General features: G+C 63.8%; 14 protein-coding genes. 7 read left to right on the forward strand and 7 right to left on the reverse strand.

Annotated features, from left to right (window positions below; translation table 11 throughout):
• Nucleotides 1-45: 45 nt before the first annotated feature.
• The gene (gene budA / locus LZC95_15760; GenBank protein WXA98282.1) at nt 46-897 is read left to right on the forward strand and encodes an acetolactate decarboxylase; all 852 of its coding nucleotides are present in this window, start codon (nt 46-48) and stop codon (nt 895-897) included.
• A 281-nt stretch (nt 898-1178) separates the two neighbouring features.
• A complete protein-coding gene (locus LZC95_15765; GenBank protein WXA98283.1) occupies nt 1179-2165 on the forward strand; it encodes a PEGA domain-containing protein in 987 nt (328 codons plus the stop codon).
• Between the two features lie 6 nt (nt 2166-2171).
• On the opposite strand, the gene LZC95_15770 is transcribed toward LZC95_15765, so the two are convergent.
• Together LZC95_15770 and LZC95_15775 are read right to left on the reverse strand one after the other, a co-directional pair.
• Nucleotides 2172-3884, reverse strand: coding sequence for an ABC transporter substrate-binding protein (locus LZC95_15770; GenBank protein ID WXA98284.1), 1713 nt, complete (start codon nt 3882-3884; stop codon nt 2172-2174).
• Between the two features lie 29 nt (nt 3885-3913).
• A complete protein-coding gene (locus LZC95_15775) occupies nt 3914-5587 on the reverse strand; it encodes a serine/threonine protein kinase (GenBank protein WXA98285.1) in 1674 nt (557 codons plus the stop codon).
• A gap of 282 nt (nt 5588-5869) precedes the next feature.
• Here LZC95_15775 and LZC95_15780 point away from each other — a divergent pair, with 282 nt between their 5' ends.
• Complete coding sequence (locus tag LZC95_15780) at nt 5870-7576, forward strand: protein kinase (GenBank protein WXA98286.1); 1707 nt, start codon at nt 5870-5872, stop codon at nt 7574-7576.
• On the opposite strand, the gene LZC95_15785 is transcribed toward LZC95_15780, so the two are convergent.
• A complete protein-coding gene (locus LZC95_15785) occupies nt 7577-8320 on the reverse strand; it encodes a helix-turn-helix transcriptional regulator (protein WXA98287.1) in 744 nt (247 codons plus the stop codon).
• Nucleotides 8321-8881: 561 nt separating this feature from the next.
• Here LZC95_15785 and LZC95_15790 point away from each other — a divergent pair.
• Nucleotides 8882-10366, forward strand: a complete 1485-nt coding sequence (locus LZC95_15790) for a hypothetical protein (protein WXA98288.1) — start codon at nt 8882-8884, stop codon at nt 10364-10366.
• A gap of 14 nt (nt 10367-10380) precedes the next feature.
• Here LZC95_15790 and LZC95_15795 read toward each other — a convergent pair whose 3' ends face one another.
• Both LZC95_15795 and LZC95_15800 read right to left on the reverse strand, forming a co-directional pair.
• Nucleotides 10381-13557 carry a serine/threonine protein kinase gene (locus tag LZC95_15795; GenBank protein ID WXA98289.1) on the reverse strand — a complete coding sequence of 1059 codons (3177 nt, stop codon included), beginning with the start codon at nt 13555-13557 and terminating at the stop codon, nt 10381-10383.
• A gap of 139 nt (nt 13558-13696) precedes the next feature.
• A complete protein-coding gene (locus LZC95_15800; protein WXA98290.1) occupies nt 13697-16852 on the reverse strand; it encodes a serine/threonine protein kinase in 3156 nt (1051 codons plus the stop codon).
• A gap of 173 nt (nt 16853-17025) precedes the next feature.
• On the opposite strand from LZC95_15800, the gene LZC95_15805 reads away from it, so the two are divergent.
• The 3 genes from LZC95_15805 to LZC95_15815 all read left to right on the forward strand — a co-directional run bounded on the left by LZC95_15805 (nt 17026) and on the right by LZC95_15815 (nt 22109).
• A complete protein-coding gene (locus LZC95_15805) occupies nt 17026-19407 on the forward strand; it encodes a 3-hydroxyacyl-CoA dehydrogenase NAD-binding domain-containing protein (protein ID WXA98291.1) in 2382 nt (793 codons plus the stop codon).
• Nucleotides 19408-19448: 41 nt separating this feature from the next.
• Nucleotides 19449-20615, forward strand: coding sequence for a thiolase family protein (locus LZC95_15810; protein WXA98292.1), 1167 nt, complete (start codon nt 19449-19451; stop codon nt 20613-20615).
• 186 nt (nt 20616-20801) lie between these two features.
• A complete protein-coding gene (locus LZC95_15815) occupies nt 20802-22109 on the forward strand; it encodes a hypothetical protein (GenBank protein ID WXA98293.1) in 1308 nt (435 codons plus the stop codon).
• 188 nt (nt 22110-22297) lie between these two features.
• Here LZC95_15815 and LZC95_15820 read toward each other — a convergent pair whose 3' ends face one another.
• Together LZC95_15820 and LZC95_15825 are read right to left on the reverse strand one after the other, a co-directional pair.
• Entirely contained in the window at nt 22298-23326 is a 1029-nt protein-coding gene (locus LZC95_15820) for an inorganic phosphate transporter (protein ID WXA98294.1), read from the reverse strand.
• A gap of 7 nt (nt 23327-23333) precedes the next feature.
• Complete coding sequence (locus tag LZC95_15825) at nt 23334-23975, reverse strand: DUF47 family protein (protein WXA98295.1); 642 nt, start codon at nt 23973-23975, stop codon at nt 23334-23336.
• Nucleotides 23976-23997: the final 22 nt, after the last annotated feature.

The raw sequence follows: 23997 nt of genomic DNA on the forward strand, positions 1-23997 counted from the left end.
ACAACGAAATAAATCGCCAAGCGAGCCTCAAAAAGGAGGTCCTACATGTCGTTGCGTTTCCGTGTATTGGGCGCCGTTGGATTCGTTCTTTCATCGTGCCTTTTTGCATGTTCGTCCTCGCCTTCTTCTTCTTATGCAGCGCCGCCCGGCGAATCCGAAAAGGTCGAAAGCACGGAGAGCATGGTCACTGCAGCGACCATCGAGAATGGAGAAAGCTCGCGTGAGTCGCGGCATCGACACCACCATTCCCCGACGTTGGTTCAATTCGGAACACTCGATCAACTGAATCGCGCGGTTCTCGACGGTCCCGCAACGGCGAAGGACGTAGCACGCAACGGCGATTTTGGCCTCGGCACGTACAACGCACTCGATGGCGAGATGATGGTGCTCGACGGCGTCGTTTATCGATTTACCTCCGACGGTGTTCTGCGCGTCGCCCACCGGAACGATCTCGTGCCCTTTGCGGCCGTCACCGACTTTCGACCCGACTCGCATTACGTCGTCCAGTCCCCACTGGCGAATTACGAAGCATTGCGGACATTCGTGACCAATGCGGTTCCCGACCAGAACCGTATGTACGCCCTCAAGGTGCACGGCTCATTTGCAACCATCAAGACGCGGGCGCCGCGTCGACAATCGATTCCCTATCCGACGCTCGCCGAGGCGGTGAAGACGCAGGTGGAATTCACGAATACCAACGTCCGCGGGACCATGGTCGGCTTCCGGCTGCCCACCTACCTCGGCACCGCGAACGCTACCGGTTACCATTTTCACTTCGTGTCGGATAACCACCGCGTTGGCGGCCACGTTCTCGAGGTGTCGGTCGATTGGGCGACCGTGGAAGTCGAGGCGCTCGATCGCCTCGAAATGACCGCGCCGATTCCCGAGGAAGACTGACGTTATCGGCGGGAGGTTACATTACAAATCAAGCTCGTCGCTTGAATCGAACCGCGGTAGCGGAATAATCCCGGCGAGCGCGCCCTCGTCCACCGCCTGCTGCGAGGGTCGCAAAACGTGGTGGCGACTCTCGCCTGTCAGCACGGGCACCGCGGCGGCCCCGCCGCGATTGTCACGCTGCCGCGGTTTGACATTCGACGAGCGTTTCGGTTCGGAACGTAACGTCCCGCAGTAGCGTTAGGGGCTTGCGATGGGCTGCCGTTTCGAGTGATTCTCCGGGCGTGCGCCTTATCCACGTTGCTGCCTTCTCGGCCCTCTCCCTCGTCAGTGTTTCGGCTTTCGCGCAGGCCCCTGGGACACCAGCATCGAGTCCAGGGGCCGGCGACAAAGACGCCGCCCGCCGGCACTACGATCACTGCCTCGAGCTGTTCAACACCGAGGCGTACGACTCGGCGCTGGCGGAGTGCGAGAAGGCCAACCAGCTCGCCCCCAGCTACAAGATTCTCTACAACATCGGCCTGATCCACCGCGAGTTGAACGACTTCGCGCAGGCGCTGAAAGCCTTCGAACGTTACCTCTCCGAAGGCGGCACCGACATCGCCGACCCGCGCCGCGCGGAGGTCGAGAAGTACGTGTCCCAGCTCAAAGGGCTGGTCGCCAACCTCGATGTCCGCGTGAACGTGCCCGGCGCCGACGTTTCGGTCGACGACGTCCCCGTGGGGAAGGCACCGGTCGGCCGCATCCGCGTCAATCCGGGCCATCGCAAGGTCACCGCCACGCGCGAGGGCTACGCGCCCGTGACCAAGGTCGTGAACATCGCGGTTGGCGAGAATGGCGACGTCGAGCTCAGTTTGACCAACCTCGGGGCGTCCGCGCCCAAGGGCGCACTTGCCCCAACGCCGGTCGAGCCCACCGAGCCGAATCCGTGGGTCACCCGCGCATGGGTCGGATGGGGCGTGACCGGAGCACTGGCCATCGCGGCAGGCATCACCGGCTTCGTGGCGCTCGACAAATCGAACAAGCTGTCCGACGCCCGCAACGCGCCGGATCCCGATCCGAGCAAGATGGATTCCCAGAGCAAGGACGTGAAGACGTTCTCGATCGCGTCCGACGTTCTGCTCGGCGCCACGATCGTCGGCGCCGGCGTCTCCACCTGGCTCACCGTCAAAGCCGTCACATGGAAGGGCGAGGGCGCTGCCAACAAGGAAGCGCCCTCGGTCAGCCTCGGCGTGACGCCCTTTGGGGTCGTCACGCAGGGCAAGTTCTAGCGTCGACTAGGGGCACTTGGCAGGGTCGATGTTGCCCTGCATGCTGCCCACTTTGGCGCTGTAGTAGTAGCCCGAGTTGTTGAAGCCCGAGCTATTGTTGTTGATGCACCAGACCTGGACGTCGCACGGCGCATCGCCGGTCTTCGTGTCGAAATCGAGCGGGCCGGAGGCGCCGTTGAAGTCGATGCCGCCGCCGGTCCCAAGGGTATTGAGCGCCGAGGGGATCTTGTTCAGGCCTACGTCGACCGTACCCGTGTTGGGAGGCACGAGCTTCGCGAAACCCTGCGCAATCGCGGCGCCGGTGAGGGAAGTCTGACCCGCCGCCGCGATCCCATACGCCGTGAAATACAGAGCGTCGTACGCGAACGGCACCAGCGGAACGAAGGGAACGCGTGTGGCCGTCTCGTAGCGAGACCTCAGGGCGTTCAGATTCGCACCCTCGGTTTGCGCGACATGCCCGAGTACCCGATGGCGAAACTCCGTGTTCTGACCGACCAGATCGAGGAGGGATTGTGCCTGGAAATTCGAATTGGCCAGAAGGTACCGTGGCCGATAGCACTTGTTCGTGCCGGTGCCGCAACCCGGCTGGGTCCACTTCTCCTCCGCCGGCTTCATGATCTTGGTCACGACCTCCGCGGTCGATCCGGCGGTGATGACGATGTGGGGCCAGAACGTCTGGCGAATGTCTCCTGCGAAATCCGCGTACTTCGCCTCCGAGTCGTTGGGATTGAGGAGCGGATCCCCGTAATCGTAATTCTTGAAATAGTCCTTGTTGGCCGTCTCCAGCGCTTTCGCACCATTGAAGGTGAGATTATTGACCACCTCGGTCGCAATGGCGCTGCCTGCAGCATCTCCACGGTGGACGATGGCCACGCGGATCTTGTCCGTTGGCTGCAGCGCGAGGTCGTTCCTAATGGCGGCCTCCAATTTTTTGACCACCTCGGGAACGACCTCACCTTGAATGATGTCGTTCGGTACCATTCGCCACACGAGGCGAGGATCCGCACTCGGGAGATCGGTGACCAGGGGACTGGTGGACGCCGGCGTTACCAGAAGCACCTTCTGCGGAATGGTGACGTTTTGCGCGACCTTGATCGTCGTCGAGCTGTAAAAGCCTCCGAGAATCGCCGGCACCTTCAAGTCGTTCACGAGGTGATTGGCCGCCCTGACCGGATCCGAGTTGGCCGGCGCCGCCGCGTTTTCGTCGCAGTTCACCAGCACCAAGGGCCGGCGGCCACCGCCACTGACCGCCGGGGGAAGGCCTGAAACGCCATCACGAAAATCCTGTCGCGCGAGGTTGTAGGCGGCCTCCATCGCCTGGCCAATCGGGCCCGCCGTTCCCGTTCGATCGAGGATCGTTCCCAAGATGATCGCATTGTCGTTGGCCAAGTCCGCCGGATCCGCAAGGTAAGCGGGGCACTCCGCCGAGGTGAGCTTCGCGCACGTGAGATCCGATTTGCGGCACGTCCACGGCTCGCCGGGGTGGGCGTCGAGGCAGTCTTGGTTCTTCTTGCAATCGCCCCCGACCTGGCCCGAGGTGACGCAATAATGGGTCGACGTGTTGCACGTCGCATTGGCAAAGGCAGGTCCGCGACGGGTGCAATCTGCGGTGGTATCGCACTGCGCCGTCGCGGAGTCGACGACGAACGAGCAATTGAAACCCACGATCGCCAAAGCAAGTACGAAGACGCCGGTAACAAGCCTGCGTCGCCCAATCATGCGCATAGTCAACCTCACCGGATTAAGTGTCATTTCCACGGATCCGCGGAATCGAGAGACGTCTTTGGCTGGCGCTTGCGTGTCGCAGGCGCGGTCGAAGAAGGGGCCGCCGCCGCGGCACTCTGCGTCGCGGACGGGGCAGGCTCGGGCGCTGCCGGTGTAGCTGCGGAGGCGGAAGGCGTACTCTTGCTCTTCGAGCGCGAGGGCCCCCGGCTCGGCGCATCCTTCTTCGCAAGTGTGTAGGCCATGGCCAGCTCGTCGCGGTCGAAGACGACGTAGTCCGACTCGGGCTTGAATCCGGGCGCGTCGATCTCGAGGCGGTGCGATGCACCGTCGCGTGTCACCTGGCCATCACCGGAAAACGACGTTCCGTCGAGGCGAATGTTCGCCGTGGCCGGCGTTACCGTGACGCGAAGATGCGCCTTGTCCGCCGCGGGCTTCGCAGGTGGCGGCACCGCGGAAGGCGCCGCACTCGCCACCGCGACGGGTGCCGGCGCTTTGTTCGCCGCGGAGGAAGATGGGCCCACCATTTTGTACGCGGTGAAACCCAGCACCGCCGCCGCAACGCCGAAAATCGCCCCCACGGCATGCCGCCGAATGGGAGAGGGCGGCGTCGAGGCGCGCGCGGGATGCGAGGCGAACGGCGAGGTGCTTCCGCGCGAGCTGGACGAGTGGGACGAGCCCGATGCTGTATTCGAGGGGCTGCTCGGAAGCGCGCGCGCGCCGGAAAGGCTCGGTATCGAGGGCCCCGAGTTCGTCACCGCCGAGTGCCCCGTTGCGAGCACCGGGATCTCCGTTCCCGAGAGCCCCTCGCGCACCCGCTGATCGATGGCCGCGCGCACGATGGCTCGCCGCTCCTCGAAAAGCTGACTCACGAATTGCGAAAGCTCGCGCGGCTGCACGTGCGCGGTATGCGTTTCCAGCGCCTCCATCATTTCCGCGGCGGTCGCGAAGCGCTCCTCCGGCCGCCGTGCGAGGGCACGCTGGCAAATGGCGAGAAGGTCGGGCGGTGTGCTGGGGGCAACCTCGGCGATGCTCGGGATATCGCCCTTCGCCAGCTGCATCAAGACGTCCGTTTCGGCCACGTCCTTCCATAGGCGGCTGCCTGCGAGTGCGTGCCACATCATCGCTCCAATGGCGAATATGTCGGCGCGGCGATCGATGGGAATGCCCAGTGCCTGCTCCGGCGCGATGTAGCGCAATTTGCCCTTGAAGGTGCCACTTCGCGTTTCGTTCTTCGAGTCGGCCGCTTTGGCAATGCCGAAATCGAGCACCTTGACCACGCCCTCGTAGGTCACGAACACGTTGTGCGGTGTCATGTCACGATGAACGATGGCGAGGGGCGTACCGTCGAAACCGGCCAGTTCGTGCGCGAAATGGAGCCCTCGCAGCGCTTGGGCCAGAATATGCAAATAGAGCGGCAGCGGCAAACGGCGCCCCTGTTCCGAAAGGCGACGGGTGATGTCGTGCAGCGTCTGCCCCTCGAGGTACTCCATCGCAATGTAGTGCGCGCGCCCATCGAACCCGATGTCGTTGGTCTGCACCACGTTGGGATGGTTGATTCTGGCCGCGATGCGGGCCTCCTCGAGCAACATGGGGAGGAACTCCGGATCGCCGGCAATATCCGAGCGGAGCTGCTTGAGCACCACGAGCTTGTTGAAGCCCCCGAGCCCGCGGCTGATGGCAAGGTAAACCGTTGCCATACCGCCTCGCCCTAGTTCGAATATTGGCTCGTACCGAGCATCCGCGGGGAGCGGCGCTGCCTGATCGATCAATGTTCACCCCTCGGCTGCATGCTTCTCCTCCCCGCGCTCCACCGGCCACCATAAAGCAAGACCGCCAAATTGGAGTGGCCTTTCCGAGCGTGCTTGCATGTGGGTGACGGCGAAGTAAGTTTCGCGTTCACCCAACCTGAAATATTCCTGCAGCCTGTGTGAATCTTGCAGCTTGTGCGAATGGAAACCTGCCGGTAGCGTTTCGTGCCCGTGACGGGAGTCGTGGCCAACGAGCTACCAGCAGCGGGCAAGTATCGTCCAATACTCGAATTGGGCCGCGGTGGAATGGCCGTCGTGTACCTCGCGGTGGTGCGAGGGCCTGCAGGCTTCAATAAACTGCAGGTCATCAAGCAACTTCGCCCCGAGCTCGCCGGCGAGCCGGAGCAAGTGGCGATGTTCCTCAACGAGGCCCGTGTATCGGCCAGAATCAACCACCCCAACGTGGTGCAGATCAACGAGATCGGCCGCGAGGGCGAGGCCTATTTCATGGCCATGGAGTACGTCGACGGGCAGACGCTCGAGCGCATCTTCCGTGCCGCGAAGGGCGACATCCCGTTGCGACTTCATTTGAAGGTGATCGCCGAGGCCCTCGCCGGGCTGCACATTGCCCATGAGCTGAAGGACTTCAACGGCAGCCCCCTCGAGATCGTCCACCGGGACGTGTCCCCGCACAATATTTTGGTCGGCTACGAAGGCGAGGTGAAAGTCCTCGACTTCGGCATCGCCAAAGTGGCCGGCTCCCGCTCCGAGACGCGCACCGGCGTGTTGAAGGGCAAGTTCACGTACATGGCCCCCGAGCAGTTCCTCGGGCAGAAGATCGATCGCCGCACCGACGTGTTCGCGGCCGGCGTGATGCTCTGGCAAGCCGTGACGAAGCGGCGCCTTTGGGGTCGCGAGGTGAACGAGATCGAGGTCTACCGGCGCGTCGTCGAATCGCGCATTCCACGTCCGCGCGAGGTGAACGCCGCGGTTCCCGCCGTGCTCGATGACATGGTGATGAAGGCACTGTCCACGGATCCCGCCGCTCGTTACCAAAGCGCCGACGAGTTTCGCGCGGCCATCGAGGATTACCTTGCCGCCGAGCACGCGCACGCCACACCGCGGGAGCTCGGTGCTCTAGTGAGTACGCACTTTGCGGACGAGCGGCGGGCCGTTCGCGCGGCCATCGAGGAGCGCATGCGCGGTGCAGCCGCGTCGAAGGACGGCGTGCCCAGCGTGCCGCTTTTGCAATCCCTGTTGCCCACATCGATTCGGGACGAGCGTTTCTCGTCCTCGATCATCACGGGGCATTCGCAATCGCTGTCCGAGGCGCCGTTTCTCGTGAGCCATCTTCCCGAGCGCGCGCCGTGGTACCGGTCGCCGCGCGTGCTCGGCGTGGTTGCCTTGATGGTCGCGGCCTGGGCGGTCGTCGCATGGCGGAGTCGTTCTTCCGCCGGTGCCAAATCCGTGGAAACGGTAGCGGCAGCGCCGTCGTCATCGTCGAGCGCGGCGGCGCCTTCGTCGGGCGTAGTGGCACCCGCATCGACTTTGACGGAGCTCACGGTTCGCGCCGAGCCGCCCGGGGCGAAGATCTTCGTCGATGGCATCGAGGTGGAGCAAAACCCCTTCACCGGGAAATTCGTCCGCGATGGGGCGAGCCATCGCGTGCGGGCGGAGGCGTCGGGGTTCGCGTCCAAATCGGTGCGGGTGGAGTTCTCGTCGGAGACGGCGGCGGTCGACCTTGCGCTGGAGCGTCAATGGGCTGCTGCCCCAAAGCGAGACAAAGGTGATCGCAATGCGCCGCAAACGGCGGCGGTCGCCCAGCCCGCGCCCCCGACGAGCGCGCCCGCCTCCTCGAGTGCGGCGAAGCCGGGGGCGGACGATCCGTGGGCAAAGCGAAAGAAGCCTGCCTTCGATTCGTCCGACCCGTGGAAGTGATCACCCCGTGGCGGGTGAGACGGGGGAGATGATGAGCCGTTGCACGAGGTCGACGCGGTTGGTGACATCGAGCTTGCGATAGAGCCGCCGCACGTACGTACGCACCGTGTTTTCGCTGAGGTTCAACACGGCTGCAGTGTTCACGCAGCTGTATCCATCGGCGAGCAGCCGCGCGACCTGCTGCTCGCGTTCGGAGAGGGACGTGGGGATTGTCTGAACCGGCACCTGCAAGTGAGTCTGCGTCTGCGGGGGCGGCGGCACGTGAAGTGAGCGCTCGCGCCGCAGATGCAGCACGTGGGTGTGCAGCATGGTGAGCGAGGACAGCGCAGGTCCAATCTGCTCGAGGTGTTGGACATCGTTATCGTCGAAGCGGACATCGTCACTTCGTCGCGCGAGGCCGGCCATTCCAAAGAGTGAATCGCCCAAACGTAAATAGAGGAGCAGCGCATTCCCATTCGACGGAACGAGGGGATACGCACCTTCGAGGAAGGTGGGAGACTCGGCCAGCGTGGTCGCAGCGATGCAGTAACGCGACGTAGTGTAAGCAAAGGCAATGGGAAAGCGAAACGTGTCGGCCAGGGCCTGCGGGCACTGGTTCGGGAGCTCGGTGAAACTCCCGTCGACCGAATGCAGTCCCTCGACGTGGCCTTCACTTTCCGCCGAGGCGGCGAAACAGAAGGCAATGGGCGCTCGTACGGCGTGTCGCAAGGCGAGCAGGATGTCTCGCCGAATATCCGACTGCATGGTTTCCTATCTCCATCGTGGGCTCGTCCCACGCGAAAATGCGTCAGATTTCGACTGCACACGCAATGCCATCTCGCGACGGCGCAATCGCCGGCCGGCCATAAGGATCCCGCGCGGTCTTACGTATGGAAGCAGGGGGGGATGGTCCTGCGCCGGTCCCCCATGTTGCGGGTGTTGCACTGTTGCACCCTGTTGCGCTGGCACTGGGGTAAGCATTTGGCGCTCCCGGCCGGTCCACCGGGAAAAAGCGGCATATTTGGGGAGGTGCAACACGTGCAACAGCAGCTCAACAATTGTTGCACCCGTGGTATCTTCCGTTGCCGCGTGATTGCCCGAAATTCTGGTAGCTCGCTCCGCACCTGCTTGTCGCCCAATCGGGCGACGTCGATGGCGTACACCTTGCTCTAAGGCCCGTCGCTCCGGTTCGATGCTCCGAAACGCGCGAACAAGCAGCTTTTCCCGCCCAAGGTGATACTGCGCGCGTTCAGGACGCGAGTCCCTCAAGCCGGTTTCTAGGTTTCCAGTTTTTCTGATTGCGAAGTGGAAAGGGAGGATCCTCTCATGCGACATCTCTATTCGGTATTTGCGCTCGCCACGTCCTCGGTCATCGGCCTCATGGCCTGCGCGAGCGAAGCTCCGCAAATGGACGACGACGAGACGCAAACGCCCGGTCGGATGATGCGCCTCTTGGGTGGGGGAGGGGATGAGGAGAAGTCCAATGGGTTGCCCGCGGAAGCGCTAAAGCCCGCGGCATACGATCTCAGTGCTGTGCTTCGACAACAATTGTGGAAGGTGCCGCTCGGAAAACTCCAATCCTTGGCGGACGAGCCGACGGCGGAAGGTGACGCTATCCGGAAGGCGCTGAAGACGAAAGAAACGCGCGCGCTGATGCGTTACATCGTTTCGTGCGCGCTCCCGTCCGACGAAGTCCTGAAGTACGATCCGCACGATGGAACGAACGTCGTTTGGCGGGGTGGCCTCGGTCTTTGCTCCGAGTGGCTGACCAATGATGGTCCTTCGTGTCGAGATACGGTTTCTTCATGCGTGGTCGCTCGGACGAATGCCTTGGCGGCCCACGTTCCCGTCTCCATTCGTGGTCCCGCAGGATTCCCGTTGGAGCTTTCCAAACGAGTCGGCACGCAACGCAATTATCGCGAGAAGGTCGATGCATACGACGAGAATGGCATTCCGATCGAGAGCTTTCAGGCCTGCTCTGGCGGTGAGAGCTACGGAGATGTAACTCGAAAGTGCGGCTGGCAATCGCTCTACGTGGGGCGGTGCCAGGCTGGGAGCACGCTCACGATCACGACGCCTGACAGTTATTGCGCAACGGAACCCGCCGTAATGGTGCGCGCTTGCAAAGGTATCTACGGTTGCCAAAGCGGCGCGCCGAACCCCGCCCACCCCTATAGCGCGGCATACCCCGATGCATCGCCGGGATGCGCGAACGGTAAGGGGTCGAAGCTCTCGTTCAAGTGCGAGCCGAATGGTCCCAAGATTGCTGGGGTTCAGACAGGCTACTTCAGCTTGATGCTGGCTCCACAGGATCCCAAGGAAGCGGTTGACGCAACGTCGGTTCCTCTTGAAATCAATGTCGCGGGCGCCCCGTCCTCGTCACTTGCCTATCCCGCGACCGAGGAGCAGGTATTCACATGGCCCGAGGGCGGCTTCTATGGGGATCTCTCGTACAACGCGACGGAGAATGAAAAGAAGCGCCGGCTGGGAACGGAGACCCTCCACGGGAAGATGTATGCATGCTTTAGCGGTATTTGGCAGAACGGCACTGCGCAGCTCAATGAACGCATGTGTGCCAATCCATTCCCGCCCGCGAACCAAAAATGCTTCCAATATGCACCTGGTGCCTGTTACGCGTCAGCGGGTGATCGTTGCGCGGCCGGTGCGCCCGTTCCGGGGCCGGCGTACGACGATTGCAAGGAAACGCAGCCCATTGCGAGCGTTTGGAAGGAGCCGATTACCATCTTCCTCAATGCACCGTGCGATCTCGCCAGCAAGCGAGGTGACGGGTGCGCGGTGAAGCAGCGCTAAACTCGAGCGGCCGTTCACCGAGTGCGGGCTAGAAGCTTTCGCATTTCGGTAACGGCCGGCACGGTTTCGTCGGCGACCGACCACGCTTCGATCACCTTTCGAGCGAGCTGCCTTGCTCGCTCGAAATCGCCGTGGGCGGCTGCGCGTCGCGCGGCACGAACGTCGGCAGGCGCGGCTCCGTTGTAACGGTTGCCACCCGATTCCGCTGCGACGGACTCCAACCGTTGCACGAGTTCCTCATCCCCGGAGCGCTCCAAGGCGTCTTCCATGGCTCCGGAAAATACTCTTGCGAAAAGACCAGGATCGCGAAGGAGTGGCTTCCACACCTTTGCGGCGGCTAGAAAGTCGCCGCGGGCATAGCGTTCCGCTCCCTCGGTCGCCGCATCCGTCAACGGAAGGATCCCTCCGGACAAGTGACTACGGAGGGCGCGAAATCGTGTGAAGCATCGCTGCGACACGCGTGGCGATGCGCGCATGCAGATGGCCGGAATCCGCAAAGGCACTGTCACATTGTCGTCGAGTGGCGACGGGTCGGGATCCAGGAATCGCTCGACAATAAGATCCGCGGTCTCCGCGGCCCTGCCCAGCACGTCGCCGATTTCGAGGGCATGCCAAGCGATCTCGAACCGCTGGACATGGACCCACCCCGTATCGTCCGGTCTAATGTCCATGGCACGTCGCGCACGGGCCAAGGCTGCCCCAAAGCGGGCTTCACTTGCGTCGACCTGCACGAGGAGAAGATCGCTTTCGACTTTGAGAACGGGGTAGCTGCCGGTCCCCATGGAAAGCGCCATCGTGCGGACTTCTTCGCGCTCACCTTGTGTAAGCAAGTTGTTCGCAAGAACGTCCGCGACATAAGCGTTGTATGGCGCCAATGCATAGGCTCGCCGCGCGTATCTCGTTGCAAGTTTAGGATCGCTGCCTCCAAAGGCCGACGCAATCCAGCCGTTCTCTTCCCAAGGGACCCAGGCTTGTCTCGCATCGATGACACTATCGATGCTGGCGGTATCCCGAGCCACCGACAGAAGCTGTCCCCACGGTGCGCAAAAGCCACCGAGAGGATTTTTCGGGTCGGCCTGGACCGCCAGGTGCGCGAGATCCGATGCTTGTTTGGGATCCGAGCCCTGTACGAGACATGACAATGTTGCGGCGAGAACTGAGCGCCCTAGCGAAGTTCGCTCGTGCTCGAAGTCGGCGCGTAACCGGGACATCAGATCCGGATCGGCGATGCGAAGGGCCGCGTGCTGGTACCGCGCACGTGCCGCCAGCGCACCGGATGAGAGCGTCCCGCCGTCAATGGGGGGTAGGGCTACCGCCTGCGACGGAATGCCAAGCGTGTAGGCGCATCGCCATCGTTCGCTGGCTGCCATTTCCGAGGCACCGCTACTCGGTATTGCGAGCTTCGCGCATTCGTCAGACAGTGAGCCGGCGTTCTGATGGATCGCCATCGTAACATCGAGAAGGCCGAGTGCGGAGTCGACGTCTTTGGCGCGCGACCATTCGACGAACGAGGTATCCAGCTCGCGTGCTTTCGGGAGCAGGCCAGGCGAAACCAGCGGCTCCATAGCCTGGCGCACGGCCTCGTAGAGCGCGCGCCCCTTTCCATCGGAGTGCCCGAGTTCGGAGCCATCAGGACGTCGCAGGACCAGCGTGATGTGGAACCCTGCCGGTTCCTTCGTCACCGCGCCGTCGACGGCGCGGTGGCGCGCTGCTTCGAGAGAGCGTTCCCGCGCGTCGGCCTGCCCATACGGATCCTTTGGAAAGTGATCCACAGGTTGGGCCGGCAGCGACAAGAGCTCCGCCGGCACCAGCGTGCGCGACGCGCTTCCACCCAGGATGATTCTTGCTCGTTCGCAGACGGTTGCAGCGGCCGCGGCGCCTAGCCAACCCGAGGGTTCTGGAACGCCTGATGCCTCGAGAACCGGACACGCGAGCACCGATGTCTGCGCCGCGAGCGGCGATGAGGCAGCCGGCGGCTCGGGCGCGCGGTGCAATGCGAAGGTCAAACCCGCGGCGCTGGCAATCGCCGCAGCGCTTGCGATCCATACCCATCGACCTTTTCTTCGGACATCGACGGTGGTGCTTGGGCGGTGCGGTTTTGCCGTATCCGTGACATGAGGGGCGGCCGAAAGCTGTGAGGCATGTGCACTCACGGCGGGATCGCTCGGCACGATGCTAGCGGTCGCCGTGGGCGCCATCCACTCGGCGTCGTCGCCGGCGACCTGGGTCGGATCACCCACGGAGTCCGGCGGCGCGTCGCCTGTGGGGGATACCGCCGCGGGCGGCATGGAAGTCATGGCGTCGGGCAGAGGCTCGAGCCCCAAGGCAATCGCGAGGGTGCGCACGGCTTCACCGGCGCTCGCGAAGCGGCGGTCCGGATCGACGTTCGTCACCGTGGCGAACCACGCATCGAACGACTTCGGGAGCTGCACTTGATGATTCGAAGCGCGGACGGTGGCCGGATCGATGGGCCCGTTTATCGTTGCTAGCGCGAACGCGACCAAGTTGCTCGTGTGCGCAAATTCATCGGAGAAGTACGCCTCGCCGACGAGCAACGTGTACGCAATCATCCCGAAGGCATAGACGTCGGCTGCCGCGGTGACCTTACCGCCGCGGCACTGTTCCGGGGACATGTAGAGCGGCGTACCCGCGATGGCTGTCGTTGCTCCAGCGCCGGCCTCGCTGATGAACTTTGCAACGCCGAAATCGAGCACCTTGACCCGCGGCTTGCCGTCGGGGCCTTCGGTCAAGAAGAGATTCGCAGGCTTCAAGTCGCGATGTACGATGGACGCGTGGTGCGTCCGATCGAGCGCCATCGAGACCTGGTGCAAGTACCGCAGCGCCTCATCGGGCTCGAGCCGCCCGACCCGCTTTAGGCGACGGCTCAAGTCCTCGCCGCGGAGCCGTTCCATCACGAAGAAGGGAATGCCCGTTGGCTCGTCCACGCCGGCGTCGAGGACATCGACGATGTATTCGCTACCGACGCGGGCCGCGACCTTGGCCTCCATTTTGAAGCGCTCGCGCATCTCCTCGCGCTCGACGATGTGCGCATGCATGATCTTCAGCGCGCACGGCCGTTCGGTCTGGAGATGCACCACCTCGTACACGCTCCCCATGGCGCCCGAGCCCAGACGGCGGACGATGCGGTAGCGCCCTGCGAATAGGGAGCCTCTTTGCAGACCGAGCGACATCTTTAGGTCACGGAAAGCGTGGAGGAGGTCGTGGAAGCCCCTAAGGACGCGTCTGGCATGACGGCCAGCACTCTTTATACATGGATTTTACGCCAGGGCACGGATCTGCTGGCGCTGTTGTGAAGCTTTTTTCGAACCATCAGTGAAGCCGGGCAACGAGCCGTCGCATCTCGGCGACGGCGGGGACGGGTTCGTCGGCTACGGACCAGGCTTCGATGACTTTTTGGGCGAGCTGTCGCGCACGAGCGGAATCGCCCCGCTTCGCGGCTCGTCGTGCGGCTCGCACATCCGCGGGAGCCGCGCCATTGTACTCATTGGCGCCTGAGCTCATCGCCATCGTTTCAAGACGCGCCACGAGTTCGTTGTCACCAGTTCGCTCGAAAGCCTCTTCCATTGCATTCGAAAGCACCTGCGTGAAGGGGCCAGGTTCGCGAAGAAACGGTCTCCATGATTTGGCGGCGCCCGCTAGATCCCCACGCGCGTATCGCTCTGCACCTTCGGCAAATGCGTCGGTTTCAGGCACGATCCCGACGGAAAGACGGCCTCTCAACTCCCGAAATCGGGAAAAGCATCGCTTCGATACCGATGTGGATGCATTCGCGCAAATCGCTGGAACTCGCAACGAAATGGATACGTAGTCGTCATCGAGGGGAGATGGTTCCACGTCCAGAAATTGCCGTACGAGGAGATCGGCCATTTCAGCAGAGCGACCGAGCAGCGCGGCGACTTCGAGGCCTCGCCAGGCAATTTCCAGGCGCTGCACGCGAACCCATCCCACGTCATCGGGGCCGACGCTCATGGCCTGCTTGGCCCGCTCGAGCGCGGCACCGAATCGCGCCTCGCTTCCGTCGACCCGCACTAGCAAAAGATCGCTTCCTATCCTCTGCACCGGATAGGTGCTTTCGGCCATCGAGAGGGCGATTCTTCGAACTTCTTCGCGCTCACCTTGCGCGAGGAGGTTGTCCGCGAGAACATCGGCGATGTACGCGTTGAACGGCGCAAGCGCCCAGGAGCGCCTTGCGAAGATGACGGCGCGATTCGAATCGTCTCGACGTAAAGCTGTTTCGAGCCATGCGTTGGCATCCCATGGAACCCACGCCTGGCGGGCGTCGCCGATGGAAATACCGACCGCATCCCGCGTGAGGGTGACGAGCTGTCCCCATGGCGTGCACCATTCGCCGAGCGGATTCCTCGGTGAAGCTTGAACCGCGAGTCGTGCGAGGTCTGCTACTTCAGCGGGGGCTGACCCCTGGGTGGTACATGACAGCGTGGCTGCCAAAACGGAACGGCCGATCGGTGTTTGCTCCGCCGCGAAGTACTGACGGAGCTTCGCGGCGACCTCCGGCGTCGTCGCCTTTCCCCTCATATGTTCAAAGCGCGCCCACGCTGCCAATTCACCGGGGGAGAGCGTCGCCCCGGGGGTGGGCGGATGCTCCGATGGTGGGTGCACACCAAGGGTGTACGCGCATAGCCACAATTCGATGAATGCCATTTCTCCAATGGTCGCATCGTGTGTTGCGAGTCGTCGGCATTCGTCCGCGACCGTCCCCCCGTTGTGCCACATCGCAAACGTCGCATCTCGCAGCGCGAGGGCACCGTCGATGTCCGTCGCCCGAGACCATTCTGCCATCGTCGGATCGAGCGCAGGCGCCTTCGGCAGGTGTCCCTGGGCAACCAGAGGATCCATGGCTTGCCGTACGGCTTCGTAAAGCGCGCGTCCTCGACCCTCGGCGCGTGTGAGCTCCGTTCCATCGGGGCGGCGAAGGATCAACGTCGTGCGAAAGCCTCCTCCTCCCGAGGAAGTGAAAGGCGACCCCGGTTCCTTCATCACCTGGCCGTCGATGTATGCCGCCGCGACACGACGGGCCGCTTCCAAGGAACGCGTCCGCGCGTCGCCATCGCTGTAGGGGTCCTTTGGAAAATGTGCAACGGGCTGCGCCGGCAACCCGAGTAATTCCGCCGGAATCAAGGTGCGCGCGGAATCTCCGCCGAGAATCACGGCGGCGCGCTCGCATACGGTGGCCGCGGCCGCCGCGCCCAGCCAGCCCGTTGGCTCGGGGACGCCCGAAGCCTCCAGAATCGGACACGCGAGCACGGACGACGGCGCCGACAATGGCGATGGCACGTTGTGCGTAGCTCTAACGCGCCACCATCCGAATGGCGCGGCCGCAGCCGTAACCAGCAATGCGGCGCCCAGTGCAAGCCACCGACGTCGCCTCCGGTGCGACACCACCTCGGGCACGATCGCCGGCCGCAAGCTCGCCGTGATCGTCGGTCCCAGCGGTGCCTCCCGCGCAGGTCGCGCCCGCGTCGGCAATTCCGTCTTTTCCGTCGATGGATCGTACCTCGCGGTCACCAACTCGCGCGCAATCGTCTCGCGCACCCGCTTTTCGATCGCCTCCATCGGTTCGCCGAGGGCGGCGGCCAAGGCCTCGTGCAGCGCATCGCGCATTTCGCCCGCCGAGCCCCATCGCTCCGCGGGCGCATAAGCCAGTCCCTTGTCTACGCACTGCACGATGCCCGGAGGCAAGCCCGCGTCCACCTCACCAAGTGAACGCGCATGCCGCGTGGCTGCCGCGGCCAACTGCGCGAGCCCGCTGTCCGCGTGGTGCACGTACTCGCCGGTCAGCAATGCGAACATCGTCGCGCTCACGGCCCAGCAGTCGCTGTGCGGACCCACGGCGCGGTGCTCGCCGGTGGCCTGCTCCGGCGGCATGAACGCGGGCGTGCCGACCATGTGACCCGTCAACGTTGCCGTGCCGTCGAGTTCCGTGCGGCGCGCGATGCCGAAGTCGAGGACCCGCACCCGCCCCGTCGACTCCACGAACAAATTGTCCGGCTTGATATCCCGATGGACGATCCCGTTCGCGTGCGCGCTTGCCAACACGTCGAGGACGTCCGACATGAGCAGCCCAGTCTCCGCGAGCGACAGCCGTCGCCCGTTTCGTTCCCACCGTGCGCGCAACGTCTCGCCTTCGAGGAGCGGCATGATCAGAAAGGCGCACCCGGTTTCGTCCAAGTCATCGTCCAGCACCGTGACGGCGCCGGGGTGGCCCACCTGATTGGCCATGTACGCCTCGCGGCGGAAGCGCCGGATGGCGTCCTCGTCGTCCAAGAACATATCGAGCAGCACCTTGATGGCGACGCGATGACCGTTGCGGTGTGTCGCCGCATAGACGGCTGCGGTTGCTCCAATGCCCACGAGCCGCTCGATGCGGTACTTGTCCTGGATCGTCGTGCCGATGCGGCCCAAGGCCCGCTCGGTTACTGCCTGGCGCGAAAAAGACAATCCCATTGTGCCGGCCCCGACGGGCTGAATCTTCGGGGCTGGCGCGGATCTGTCAAGAACCGCAGCGCATTCCCCGTCAACCGGGCGCGGCTGGGGCAGAATGAATGAATGCGCATTCAGTCTTGCGTCCGACCTCCAAATTGCGTCATCTGATGGCCACTCACTTCGAAAGGGATGTCATGAGCAAGGCGATCCGACGTACGGCCGTCATCGGCGCAGGTGTGATGGGAAGCGGCATCGCCGCGCATTTCGCCAACGCGGGACTCGAGGTCCTGCTTCTGGACATCGTTCCGCCCAACCTCACGGACGCGGAAAAGAAAGACACCAGACCTGGGGGCGCGCGCAATCGCTTTTCGGCGGGTGGCCTGGAGAAGGCCATCAAGTCCAGGCCTGCCGCGTTCTTCCACAAGTCGAACGCGCGGCTCGTCTCGGTGGGCAACACCGAGGACGATCTCGAGAAGCTCAAGGACTACGACCTGGTCGTCGAGGCCGTGATTGAGCGGCTCGATGTGAAGCAGGCGCTCTTCGCCAAGTTGGAGAAGATTCTCCCGGCGCACGCCATCGTGGCGTCGAATACGTCGGGGTTGCGCATCCACGACATGATGACCGGCCGCACCGAGGCGTTCAAAAAGAACTTCCTCGTGATGCACTTCTTCAATCCGGTCCGCTACATGAAGCTCCTCGAGCTCGTGGCCGGTCCGGATACGGATCCCGCGACGGTCGAGCGCATTCGCCGCTTCGGCGAGGATGCTCTGGGCAAGGGCATCGTTTTCGGCAAGGACACGCCGAACTTCGTGGGCAACCGCATCGGCGTTCACGCCATGATGGCGGTCATTCACCAGATGCTGCAGGACGGACTCACGCCGGAGGACGTCGACAACATCACCGGCGTGCCGCTCGCGCACCCGAAGAGCGCGAGCTTCCGCACGGGCGACCTCGTTGGGCTCGACACCTTCGTGCACGTCGCGCAGAACTGTTTCGACTCGCTCACCAACGACGAAGACCGCGCGGTGTTCGAAGTCCCGGCCTTCATCCGCACCATGGTCGAGAAGAAGTTCCTCGGCGACAAGACCAAGGGCGGCTTCTACCGCAAGGGCGCGAACAAGGCGATCGAGACGTTCGATCCCGTGAAGCTCGAGTACCGCCCCAAGGGTGGCGACGAAGGCATCAAGGGCGTCACCAAGAGCGTCTCGAAGATCGAGGACCCGAAGGAGCGCGTTCGCAAGATCGTCGCCGACCCGGGCAAGGCCGGTCAGTTTGCCTGGAAGGTCGCCTCGCGTTCGCTCGCGTACTCGGCGCGCCGCATCGGTGAAATCGCCGACAGCGTGGTCGCGATCGACGATGCGATGCGCTGGGGTTACAACTGGGAGCTCGGGCCCTTCGAGATGTGGGACGCGCTCGGCTTTGCCGAGACGGTGGACCGTATGGAGAAGGAGGGCATCAAGCTTCCCGACTCCGTGAAGAAGATGCGCGCGAGCGGCGCGACGGGCTTCTACAAGGACGACACCGTCTACGATTTGCTCAAGGGCGCGTACGTCAAGCGCGAGGTCGATCCGCGCAACGCCACGCTCACCATTCTCCGCCGCGGTCAGGCGCCGGTGCTCAAGAACGACGGCGCCGAGGCGTGGGATCTCGGCGACGGCGTGCTCGGGCTCACCTTCAAGACGAAGGCGAACAGCATCGATCCCGACGTTATCTCCATGCTGTCGCAAGCGGCCGAAAAAGCCGAAAGCGACTTCCGCGCGTTGGTCATCGCGAACCAGGGCGAGTTCTTCTGCGTCGGCGCGAACCTGCTCCTCGTCGTGATGGCCGCCAGCCAGAAAGAGTGGGGCCAGATCGAGACGATGGTGAAGGGCTACCAGGACGCAACGCAGCGCCTGAAGTACGCGCACGTGCCGGTCGTCGCGGCGCCGTACAACATGACCCTCGGCGGCGGTCTCGAGCTTTGCTTCGGCAGCGACGCGGTGCAGGCCGCGGCCGAGACCTACTCGGGCCTGGTCGAAGTCGGCGTCGGGTTGATCCCTGGCGGCGCGGGCACGATGAACATGCTCTGGCGCGCGCTGGAGACGATTCCGGAAGGAACCACCGTCGTAACGCAGGAGTTCGTCACGCAGACCTTCAAGAACATCGCGCTCGCCAAGGTGGCGACCAGCGCGGAGGAAGGGAAGGCGCTCGGTTACTTCCGCCGCACGGACGGCGTGTCGTTCGACCGCGCGCGGCAGCTCACCGAGGCGAAGGCGCGGGCCATCGGCATGGCGGAGGCGGGGTACCATCCGCCGGTTCCGCGGGCGTACACGCTCCCGGGCGAAAGCGGCATCGCCACGTTGAGCATGATGGTCGACACCCTCCAAGCGGGCGGCTTCGCCAGCGAGCACGATGCGAAGATCGCGCGCAAGCTGGCCGTGGTGCTCTGCGGCGGCGCCGGCGGCGCGTCGCGCGAGGTGACGGAGCAAGAGGTGCTCGATCTCGAGCGCGAGGCCTTCGTGAGCCTCTGCGGCGAGCCGAAGAGCCAAGAGCGCATGCAGTACATGCTCATGAACAACAAGCCGCTGCGGAACTAGACCTGCGCACCCACGCGATTCACTTTTCGAGAGAGGCAAACATGGCTGATATCGTCATTGCAGAGGCAGTTCGTTCCGCGGTGGGGCGCGCGCACAAGGGTTCGCTGGCGCTGAAGAGGCCCGACGAGCTCGCGGGCGACGTGATCCGTGCACTCCTGGCCCGCGTTCCGCAGGTCAAGCCGGAGCTGGTGGAAGATCTCGTTCTGGGCTGCGCCATGCCCGAGGGCGAGCAAGGTCTGAACGTGGCGCGGCTCGCGGGCCTGTTGGGCGGGTTGTCGCAGGATTCGTCGGCGATGACCATCAATCGATTCTGCTCGAGCGGCCTGCAGGCCATTGCGCTCGCAGCGGGCGCGATTGCCATCGGGACGAACGACATCGTCGTCGCCGGCGGCGTCGAGTCGATGAGCATGGTGCCGATGACCGGCAACAAGCTGAGCGCGTCGTCCGAAGTGATGGAGAAGTTCCCCTCGGCGTACACGCCGATGGGCATCACGGCAGAGAACGTGGCGGCGAAGTTCGACGTGTCGCGCGCCGACCAAGATGCGTTCGCGCTGAAGAGCCAGCAAAAGGCCACGGCGGCGCGCGAGGCGAAGAAGTTCGAGGACGAGGTCGTGACGGTCCGCGGGATTCGTTACCAAGGCAACGATCGCGTCACCTTCGACTTCCGTCAGGACGAGTTGATCCGCCCGGAGACGACGGCGGAAGGTCTCGCGCAGTTGAAGCCGGCGTTCAGCGCGAAGGGCGTGGTCACTGCAGGCAACAGCTCGCCGCTGTCCGATGGTGCGGCGGCCGCGCTGGTGCTCAGCAAGGCGAAGGCCGACGAGCTCGGGGTCAAAGGCCTCGGCTACTTCCGCGCCTACGCCACCGTGGGCGTCGACCCGGCCATCATGGGCATCGGCCCCGTTCCGGCGGTGCAGAAGCTTCTGCAGAAGACCGGAAAGAGCATCAAGGACATCGACGTGTTCGAGGTGAACGAGGCCTTCGCCAGCCAATCCGTGTACGTCCAGCGCACCTTGGGCATCCCGGAGGAGAAGCTCAACGTGAACGGCGGCGCCATTGCCCTGGGCCATCCGCTCGGGTGCACGGGCGCCAAGCTGACGGCGACGGCCCTCTATGAGCTGAAGCGCCGCGGTGGCAAGTACGCGATCGTGACGATGTGCATTGGCGGCGGCATGGGAGCTGCTGCGCTGCTCGAAGCGATCCGTTAAGGCTGAGTCGCGCACCTGAGGCGGGGCGGAAAGAATCGACCGAGGTCATCTTTTCGCCCCCGCACTCTCGCACCCACCCGCCGCATCGAAGGTAGGGGCAACCTCCACCCCGCATCATCAATGATAGCCTTCGATCCGTATGGCTCGCTGTACAGGCACGCGCTCTTTCCTGCGTGGGAGGCGCTCATGGGGCGACCTACGCTCGCGCGCCTGCACTACCTGGAACGCACCCAGTGGCTCTCCCAAGACGAGCTGGTCACGAGGCAGATGGCCTCGCTCGGCCGGCTCTTGTGGCACGCCTACGACAACGTGCCCTACTACCGGCGCACGTTCCGTGAGGCCGGCGTCTCACCCGGCGACGTTCGGACGCCCGACGACATTCGGCGTCTGCCGCTCCTGAGCCGCGCGGAGGTCCGGGAGTCGCTCGCCGAGCGTAAGAGCACGGCGCCGCCGTTCCCCACGATTCAAAAGACGACCAGCGGCAGCACCGGTACGCCGATCACCATCGCGTACGACGAGGAGAGCGAGCACTGGCGGCAGGGCATCAAGTGGCGTGGCTACGGCTGGGCACATTTCCGGCCGGGCGACCGCGTGATGCATTACTGGGGTCCGCCGCAGATCAAGCCGCCGTTCTCGAAGCGGGCGAAGATCACCGTGGACCGCATGATGCGCCGCGAGCGCTACGTCGACTGCGTGGCGCAGGACGAGGCGGGGCTGGCCAATGCCGTGGAGACGATCCGCCGCTTCAAGCCGGCGGTGGTCATCTCGTATTCGCAGGCGGGGGGCAACCTCGCGCGGTACATCAATCAGACGCAGGCGAAGGACTGGGGCACCATCCCGTTCATCTGCACCGCCGAGCAACTCTTCGCGCACGACCGCGTCGAGATCGAGAAGGCCTTCGGGCCTAGCGTCTTCGACTCGTACGGCGGGCGCGAGACGATGCTTCTCGCGATGGAGTGCGACGCGCACGAGGGCCTTCACGTGAGCATGGAGAACATCCTGCTCGAGGTGCTGGTCACCGACGAAAACGGCAAAAAGCGTCCCGCTCTTCCCGGCGAAACCGGGGAGGTGGTGGTGACCGATCTGCACAATTTCGGCGCTCCACTGATCCGCTACGCCAATGGCGATCTCGCGAAGGCGATGCCCGAGGGTCACTGTTCCTGCGGCCGCGCGCTCCCGCGGATCCGTTCCGTGGAGGGTCGCAAGGCCGACACCTTGATCGACGGCTTCGGCGGCCAAGTGCACGGCATGCTGTTCCCCGTGCTCATGCTGCCCCTCGCACGCGCCGTTCAGCAGTACCAAGCGGTGCAACACAAGGACCGCTCGATCACCTTGCGCATCGTTCCCTCGGCCAACTTCGACGACGGCGCCCGCCGCTTCATCATGGAGAGCCTCCGCCGCACCATCCGCGGCGTCCCGATTGCGCTCCATCTCGTGGACGAAATCCCGGTGACACCATCGGGCAAACGGCGGCCGGTTATCGTGGAGACATAGACGGCGCAGAAGAAGGTAACCGCCAAGAGCGCCAGGGGGCGCCAGGATCGCCAACGGAACCGACGCGTGGCCCTGATTTTTGATTTTCAGTTGCCCAACTTGGCGAACTGGAAAACCAAAAGAATTGCTTTCACCCCTGGCGATCCTGGCGGCCTTTGGCGTTCCTGGCGGTTACCCTCTTCTGAGGGTCAGCCCACGCCTCGCAAGAGCACCATCGTCACGAAGGAAATCGCGGCACTCAAAGGCAACGTCAATATCCACGCAATGACGATATTCCCGGCGACGCCCCAGCGGACGGCGCTCACGCGTTTGCTGGCGCCCACGCCCATGATGCAGGCGTTGATGCAATGGGTCGTCGAGACCGGAACGCCCAGGTGGCTCGCGGTCAAAATCGTGAGCGCGCCGCTCGTCTCGGCCGCGAAGCCCTGCAAGGGCGAGATACGGATGATCTTCGTCCCCATCGTCTTGATGATCTTCTTACCGCCCGCCATCGTCCCGAGAGCAATCGCCGCTGCGCAGACGAGGATGACCCAGTAGGGGACCTCGTTTGCCTTGCCGTGCGGCAGGACCCACTCCGGAATTCCGGTGTGGTGGCCCTTGGCCATGAAGGCCAGCAGCGCCAACGTGATGATGCCCATCGACTTTTGCGCGTCGTTCGAGCCGTGCGACAGCGCCATCAGGCACGCGGAAACGAGCTGCAGCCTCCGCGAACCCTTGTGCACGAAATCCGGGCGCATGCGGCGCACGATCCATAGAAGCGCAATCATCACGAAGAAGGCGATGAGGAAGCCCAGGGTGGGGGACACCACCAGCGGCACAATCACCTTCTCGACCAGCGCGACCCAGCGGAAGGCGTGAAGTCCCGCGTGTGCGGTGACCGCGCCGGCCAGGCCGCCCACGAGCGCGTGCGATGAGCTCGAAGGAATGCCGTACCACCACGTGATGAGGTTCCAGATGATGGCACCGATCAATGCGGCCAAGACGACCGTCTGCGAGACCACTGCGGGATCGGCGAAGCCCGAGGCGATGGTCTTGGCCACCGCGGTGCCCGTGACAGCACCGACGAAGTTGAAGATGCCAGCGATGAACACCGCGGTGCGAATGGGAAGAACCCCGGTCGAAACGACCGTGGCAATTGCATTCGCGGCATCGTGAAAGCCGTTGATGAAGTCGAACACGACGGCCGTGACGATGACGGCGATGAGAAGACTCAGCATGATTCCGTCAGCTTTGCTTGACGGCGAGATTGGCCAGCGTTTCTGACACGTACTCGCAGTAGTCGACCGCGTTTTCCAGCTCGTCCAGCACCGTCTTTTCGCGCAAAAGCTTCTTGGCGTCGATTTGATCCGAATGGAAAAGGTGGCTTATCGCCTCGCGGTAAATGACGTCCGCCTCCTTCTCGATGCCGCGCAGCACGCGGCACTTCTCGAGAAGCTCTTTGTAATCTTGCGTGCGCAGCATCGGAATGGCTTCCGTGAGCACGCGGGTGCACTCGATCAGCTTGTCGATGAGGGCAATCATCGGCTCGGTGGGGCGCGGGACGCCGAAGAGGTCGCACGTACGCGCGGCCGCATTGGCGAGATCGGTCACCGTGTCGAGCTGCGAGGAAAGGCGCTGCAGGTCTTCGCGATCGATCGGCGTGACGAAGGTCTTCGCCAGCGCCTCTTCCATCTCGTGGACGATTCGGTCGCCCGTGTGCTCGGCGGCCTGCACCTTGGAGCGCACGCTGGCGACGGTCGAATCGGGATTGTGAAACTCGGCGAGCGCCGTGGCAGCCTCGGAGGCCACCTTCGCTTGCCGTTCGAGAAAGTCGTAGAAGTGATCCTCGCGAGGGAGGAGCCATCGCACTACGGATTGGAGGCTCATGGCGCGTGAGTCGACCCGGAAC

The organism is Sorangiineae bacterium MSr12523, from assembly GCA_037157775.1.
GTDB lineage: Bacteria > Myxococcota_A > Polyangia > Polyangiales > Polyangiaceae > Pendulispora > Pendulispora brunnea.